6 protein-coding genes, 1 tRNA gene and 1 pseudogene are annotated in these 6098 nt (G+C 69.8%); 5 read left to right on the forward strand and 3 right to left on the reverse strand.

Annotated elements, in window-relative coordinates; genetic code table 11:
• Positions 1–82 precede the first annotated feature (82 nt).
• From E3T24_RS16495 to E3T24_RS16505, 3 genes are read left to right on the forward strand one after another with little or no spacing between them, the layout of a single operon-like run.
• Positions 83–973: a DUF4349 domain-containing protein gene (locus E3T24_RS16495; protein ID WP_134366096.1), complete on the forward strand. Its 891-nt coding sequence runs from the start codon at positions 83–85 to the stop codon at positions 971–973.
• Between the two features lie 25 nt (positions 974–998).
• A complete protein-coding gene (locus tag E3T24_RS16500; protein ID WP_134366106.1) occupies positions 999–2162 on the forward strand; it encodes an acyl-CoA dehydrogenase family protein in 1164 nt (387 codons plus the stop codon).
• Positions 2155–3501, forward strand: coding sequence for a threonine/serine exporter family protein (locus E3T24_RS16505; protein WP_160141078.1), 1347 nt, complete (start codon positions 2155–2157; stop codon positions 3499–3501). Before E3T24_RS16500 ends, E3T24_RS16505 begins: the two co-directional genes overlap by 8 nt.
• A gap of 18 nt (positions 3502–3519) precedes the next feature.
• Here E3T24_RS16505 and E3T24_RS16510 read toward each other — a convergent pair whose 3' ends face one another.
• Positions 3520–3762 (reverse strand): hypothetical protein, encoded by a 243-nt coding sequence (locus E3T24_RS16510; RefSeq protein WP_134366098.1) that lies wholly within the window; start codon positions 3760–3762, stop codon positions 3520–3522.
• A 184-nt stretch (positions 3763–3946) separates the two neighbouring features.
• Here E3T24_RS16510 and E3T24_RS18205 point away from each other — a divergent pair, with 184 nt between their 5' ends.
• Positions 3947–4069 (forward strand): hypothetical protein, encoded by a 123-nt coding sequence (locus E3T24_RS18205; protein WP_255408599.1) that lies wholly within the window; start codon positions 3947–3949, stop codon positions 4067–4069.
• 87 nt (positions 4070–4156) lie between these two features.
• The gene (locus E3T24_RS16515) at positions 4157–5038 is read left to right on the forward strand and encodes a metal-dependent hydrolase (protein WP_134366099.1); all 882 of its coding nucleotides are present in this window, start codon (positions 4157–4159) and stop codon (positions 5036–5038) included.
• A gap of 184 nt (positions 5039–5222) precedes the next feature.
• Here the strand turns inward: E3T24_RS16515 and E3T24_RS16520 are convergent.
• Together E3T24_RS16520 and E3T24_RS17495 are read right to left on the reverse strand one after the other, a co-directional pair.
• Positions 5223–5295 (reverse strand) — tRNA-Ala (locus E3T24_RS16520).
• Between the two features lie 88 nt (positions 5296–5383).
• Positions 5384–6098, reverse strand: a pseudogene (locus tag E3T24_RS17495) (hypothetical protein); the annotation flags it as partial.

Here is a 6098-nt window from a genome sequence, read left to right on the forward strand (position 1 = left end):
GTCGGGTCGGGCGGCAACCATCGAGACTGGATCGTGATTTACGTCCGGACACCAGCACCGAGCGCAGCCTTACAGTGAGGCCATGAAGCGTTTCTCCCTGACGTGCGCGGTCGTCCTCACCGCCCTCCTCCTGGCCGGATGTACCGCGCCGGGCGCTTCAACCGGCTCCGCCCCGTCGAGCGAGGGATCCGGCTCGTCCGACCAGTCCGACCAGTCCGGCCAGACGGATCAGTCCGGCAAATCGATTCAACCCGGTGACGCCGTGGCCCCGGAGGGCAGCACGGGCAATGTCACCTCGGAGAACCGGGACGTGATCACCACCGGGTCCGTGTCCATCACCGTGGACGACCCGATCAAGTCCGCCCAGGCTGCCGTCACCATCACGGAGCAGGCCGGCGGCCGGATCGACAGCCGCACCGAGAACCCGGCCACCGACAACCAGCCGGCCAGCGCCAACCTCGCCCTGCGCATCCCGTCCGACGAGCTAGACCGCACCCTCGCCGAGCTGAAAAAACTCGGCACGGTGAATTTCGTGTCGCTCAATGCCTCGGATATCACCCAGCAGACCAAGGACCTCGATGCGCGCATCACGTCGCTGCAGACATCCGTCGATCGCCTTCTCACCCTGATGCAACAGGCCACCAGCACCACCGACCTGATCGCGATCGAGAGCGCCCTGGCCAGCCGGCAGAGCGAGCTCGAGGGCCTGCAGTCCCAGCGCGACTACCTCGCCGATCAGGTGGATTTCTCGACCATCAGCCTCGACCTGTACTCGACCGGCACGGTCGCCCCCGGCTCCCCTGACGACTTCTGGACCGGGATCCTGGCCGGCTGGAACGCCCTCGTTGCTGCCCTGGCCGCCGCGATGGTGGGCGTCGGCTTCGCCCTGCCGTGGCTGCTGGCCCTGTCCCTCGTCGCCGCGATCGTCGGCCTCGTCGTCTGGTTGTCCACGCGGAGGCGCAAGGCCGATTAGGCCGGAGGTTAGGCTGGAGTACGTGATTACGCCCGCCAGCCCTTCCCCCCTCGGCGACGAGCTCCTCCTGCGCATCCGGTCCCGCGCCGCCGGCCACGACCGGGACAACACCTTCCCCACCGACGATCTGGCCGACCTGACCGCGGCCGGTTACCTCCGAGCCCTGGTTCCGGTCGAATTCGGCGGCCTCGGCCGCAGCCTGAACGAGGTGGCTCGCGACCAGATCCGGCTCGCCGCCCATGCCCCGGCCACGGCCCTCGCCGTCAACATGCACCTGGTCTGGACCGGCGTGGCCCGCACCCTGCACGCCCGCGGCGACGACTCGCTCGCGTTCGTGCTGCACGGCGCCGCCGCCTGCGAGGTCTTCGGGTTCGGTGTGAGCGAACCAGGCAACGACCTGGTGCTGTCCGGGTCGATCACCGCGGCCTCGCCGCAGGCCGACGGTGGCTACCGGTTCACCGGCACCAAGATCTTCACGACCCTCTCCCCCGCCTGGACCCGGCTGGGCACCATGGGCCTGGACACCGAGTCCCCCGACGCGCCGAAAATCGTGTGGGCCTTCATCGACCGCACCGACCCGGGAGTCAGCCAGAAGGACGACTGGGACACCCTGGGGATGCGGGCCAGCCAGAGCCGCAGCACCGTGCTCAGCGAGGCCTCCGCCCGCCCCGACCGGGTCTTCCGCCGCCTCGACCCGGGGCCCAACCCGGACCCCCTGCTCTTCGCGATCTTCGCCAACTTCGAGATCCTGCTGGCCGCGGTCTACACCGGCATCGGCCGGCGCGCGGTCGAACTGGCCGTGGATGCCGCCGGGCGGCGCACCTCGCTGAAGAACGACGGCCGCACTCTGGCGCAGGACCCCGACATCCGCTGGCGGGTTGCGGATGCCGCGATGCTGATGGATGGCCTGTACCCGCAGGTCGACGCCCTCGCCCACGACGTGGACGCCGGCGTCGATCGCGGCCGGCAGTGGTTCCCCCTCCTGTCCGGGCTCAAGCACCGCGCCACCGAGACGGCCCGGCAGGTCGTCGACCAGGCCCTGCGGGTCAGCGGAGGTTCGTCCTACTTCGCCGGCAACGAGCTGGGCCGGTTGTACCGCGATGTGCTCGCCGGGATCTTCCACCCCTCCGACGCGGAATCCGCACACGCCACCGTGGCCGCGGCCTGGCTGGGCCCGCTCGATGTCTGACGTCACGCGCGCGATCAATGTCTTCGACAGCGCCGCCTACACCCGCTCGGTCCTCGACCTCACCATGCGGCTCGCGGAGGTCATCTTCGCGGCCGGCGCCGGCGCGGAGGACGCCACCGCCGCGATGGAGGCGATCACCCGCGCCTACGGGCTGCGGGGAACCGAGGCCAATGTCACCCACACGATCATCGCCCTCACCTACGAGGACCCGGCCACTCACGAGTCGGTCACCCGCAGCCGAAACGTCAAGTACCGTTCGCTGAACTACAGCAAGCTGACAGCGACGAGTGAGCTGATCGCCGAAATCCTCGATTCGCCACCGGATGTCGCCGAAGCCCGCAAACGGCTGGCCACCATCGTCAGCGCCAAACCCCAGGTGCCCGCGCTGTTCCGCCGCCTGGGCTGGAGCCTCGTCGGTGCCGGCGCCGGCGCGCTGATCGGCGGCGGGCCGGTGGTCTACATCGCCGCCTTCGTCGCCACCTTCTTCATCGACCTGATCACGGCGTCCCTGGAGCGGCGGCAGGTTCCCGTGTTCTACCAAAACGTGGTCGGCGGGGCGATCGGGCCGATCGTCGCGGCGATCGTGGCGCAGATCGACCCCTCGGCGAACCCGTCTCTGGTGGTCATCGCGACCATCATCATGCTTCTCGCCGGCGTCACCACCTTCGGCGCCGTGCACGACACCCTGTCCGGCTTCTACCTGACCGGGACCGCCCGCATGCTGGAGGCGCTGCTGATCACCGGCGGACTCGTCACGGGTGTGGCGGGCGGGTCGCTGCTGCTGGCCCGGTTCGGGCTGCAGTTGCAGGTCGACGCGAACCTGGCGCCGACCCTGGCCGATCTGCCGGTGCTGCTGACGGCATCCGTGGTGATCGTGATGGGGTTCGCCCTCGGCGTGCAGGTGCCCTGGCGGGCATTCTGGGTGGTCTGCCTGCTCGGCGCCGTCGCCGAGTTCTTCTATCTGGCCGGGGCGAGCGCCGGTTTCGGCCTGGTCTGGTCCTCGGCGATGAGCGCCGTGGGCGTCGGGCTGCTGGCCGCGATCGCGGCGCGGATCGTGCGCACTCCCCCGCTGGTGATCGTGGTGTCGGCCCTGGTGCCCCTGGTGCCGGGCCTGATCCTGTTCCGCGGCCTGCTGGAACTGTCCGACGGCAACATCGACGGCTTGCTCAGCATGCTCACCGCCGGCGCCGTGGCCGCGGCGCTGGCCGCCGGCGCCATCCTCGCGCAGTACGTGGTGCAGTTCGTCTGGGGTCCCGCCCGCAGGCTGCAGCGCCGGTTCGTCGGCCCGCTGATGGCGTTGCCGGTGCGGCTCGGCCGCGGTCCGGGCAAACGGATCTAGCCGGTCGGGGATGCCCGCCTAGTTGGGGACATCCGCTTCGCCCTTCTCGTCGTGCACGTCTTCGTCGAAACGGTAGGCAATCGGCTCATCGGTCACCCGGCCGATCTTGAAGCGACGTCGGGTGGTCACCCCGTCCTCCTCGATCTGGAGGACGACCTCCTGCTGGTACTTCCCATCGACGTATTCGAGTTCCCGCGGCGTGCCGGCCGCGATCACGTTGGGGCCGAAGAAGATTGCCTGGTAGGTGGCCTTGTCGCTCATCTTGAGTTCCTCTCTGCGGGGTGGAGCCGACACCGGCGGAGCGGCCCGCTCGGGTGCAGCCTACGACGGGGCCGCGAAGTTGCACAGGGGCCGGGTTCCGGCGGAACTGGAAGGTGCCCTTTCGCGGTAACCCGCGTAGGGTCGAAGTCACGGTGCCGCTGGGGCTCGGTTCGAAGGAGTACACATGGCTGACAAATCACCCAAGAAGGACGCATCCAAAAAGGTTGCCGGCAAGTCCTTGAAGGAGAAGCGTGCCGACAAGCACGCCAAGGCGAACGAAACGACCGAGAAGGCACGCAAGGCCTAGGGTCGCCTCCACGATTAAACTCAGGGTGTTGCCGCGGATGCCGCGGCAACACCCTTTTTCGTCCCGTCGTCCCGAAAGGACCTGCCGATGACCCTTCCCTCCCTGGACACCCGGGTGGACTACCCGGCCGGGTTGACCCGTCTCACCGCGACCGTGCTGCACGTCGAACCGCGTGCCGAGGGGCTGGTCACTGGACTGGTCGCCGTGTTGCTCGACGCCACCCCCGTGCACCCGGTGGATGCCGGCTGGCCTGATCAGGGGCCAGACCGGGCCGTGCTGCGCGCCGCGGCAGCCGAGTTGCCGGTGGTGGACTGTGTGGTCGGAGCGACGGACGGGACGGCGCTGTATCTGGGCCGGGACATCCCGGTGCAGAAGGGAACGGCCGGGTGGGCGTTCGTCGTGGTGCATCTGCTGTCGGGCGATGCCGCACCGGCCGAGGGGCAGATCGTCGAGGTCGAGGTCGACGCCGACTACCGCACCCGGATGTCCGCGGGCCACACCGCGTGCCACCTCGCCGCGCTCGGCCTGAACCTGGCTCTGGCCGACCGCTGGAAGAAGGAGGTGCGCGCCGACGCGCTCGGCAACCCCGACTTCGACGGCACCGCGATCGATGTGTCCCTGATCGGGGAGAACCAATCGGTCGACACCTACCGGCTCGGCAAGTCCCTGCGCAAGAAGGGGTTCATCACCGAGGGCCTGGCCGAGGCGCTGCCCGAGATCCAGGGCGCCCTGAACGCGACGCTGGCCGAGTGGGTGGCCACGGGCGCGAGCGTGCACATCGACGCCGACGGCCCGCTGCTCACCGACCGCCGGTACTGGGTCTGCGACCTGCCGGGACAGAGCGCGCGGATCCCCTGCGGCGGCACCCACGTCTCCTCCCTGGCCGAGCTCGGGGCCGTGCGCGTGGCGCTGTCCACCGCCGACGTGGAGGGCACGACCGTGCTCACGATGGCGACGTTCGTCGGCTGACCAGGAGCCGGCCGCGTCAAACCAATTCGACGGAGATACTGCTCTAAAAACACGCTTTTGCCCCGTTTGGGACGGACTTGGGCAGAATCTCCGTCGAATTCGTTACGACTGCGATCCGGCACGACCCGGAAAACAAAAATGCCCGGCTGGCCAGGGAACCTGGCTTGCCGGGCATTTCAATCGGTGGAGCTAAGGAGATTCGAACTCCTGACCTTCTCATTGCGAACGAGACGCGCTACCAACTGCGCCATAGCCCCTAACCGCTTATGCAGAATATCACGCGCGGCCGATGACTTTTGCCGCCGGGCCGTCAACGGCAGGAAAAGCCCGGAATGATTCGGCTGATCAGCCGACGGCGCGACGCCGACGCAGCACGGCGTCGAGATCGCTCATGCCGGGCGCGGTCTCCCCGACGACACCCATCGACGCGAACCTGCTGGTCGCGGCCGCGGGGGCCGCAACGGGGGCCGCAGCCGCCGACGGCCGTCTGAGCGGGGTGGCGGCCACGACCAGCTGGGCGGCCCTCCGGGCCACCTCGGCTTCGGCAGCGGCCTTGCGCAGTTCCGCTGCGGCCTCCACGGAGGCCATCGCGGTCTGGGCGACGGAGCCGCGCGAGAGATGCATCGGCAGCGGCAGCGGATGCGGCGTCCAGCTGTGGGCCGCGACCGGTGTTTCCTCGAGCTGCACGGGCTCGAACGTCTGCCCGACCCGCGACGCGGTGGCGGATTCGCCGGTTCCGACCCCGGCGGCGTGCCCCTCGTGGGCGCGCCGAGCGGTGCGGGCCAGGCGCGACAGGGCGCCGAAGGCGAGGGCAGCCAGGACGAGGCCGCTGACCAGGACCGCCCCGGTTCCGCCGGCGGCGAGGGCGAAGGCGCCGGAGACGAACAGGACCACTCCGGTCAGAAGGAACAGGGAGGTCACTGCGCGCACGCGGCGCAGGCGGCTCGCTTTGCCGGCCGCACCGGAAGCGGCGGGCCTGGCGAGCGCGGAACGGCCTGCAGCGGCCTGGGCCACGGCCGCACGCTCCGTCGCGGAACGGGCCGCGGCGGCCCGCCGGGCG

It is taken from the genome of Cryobacterium sp. TmT2-59 (assembly GCF_004403545.1).
Classification (GTDB): domain Bacteria; phylum Actinomycetota; class Actinomycetes; order Actinomycetales; family Microbacteriaceae; genus Cryobacterium; species Cryobacterium shii.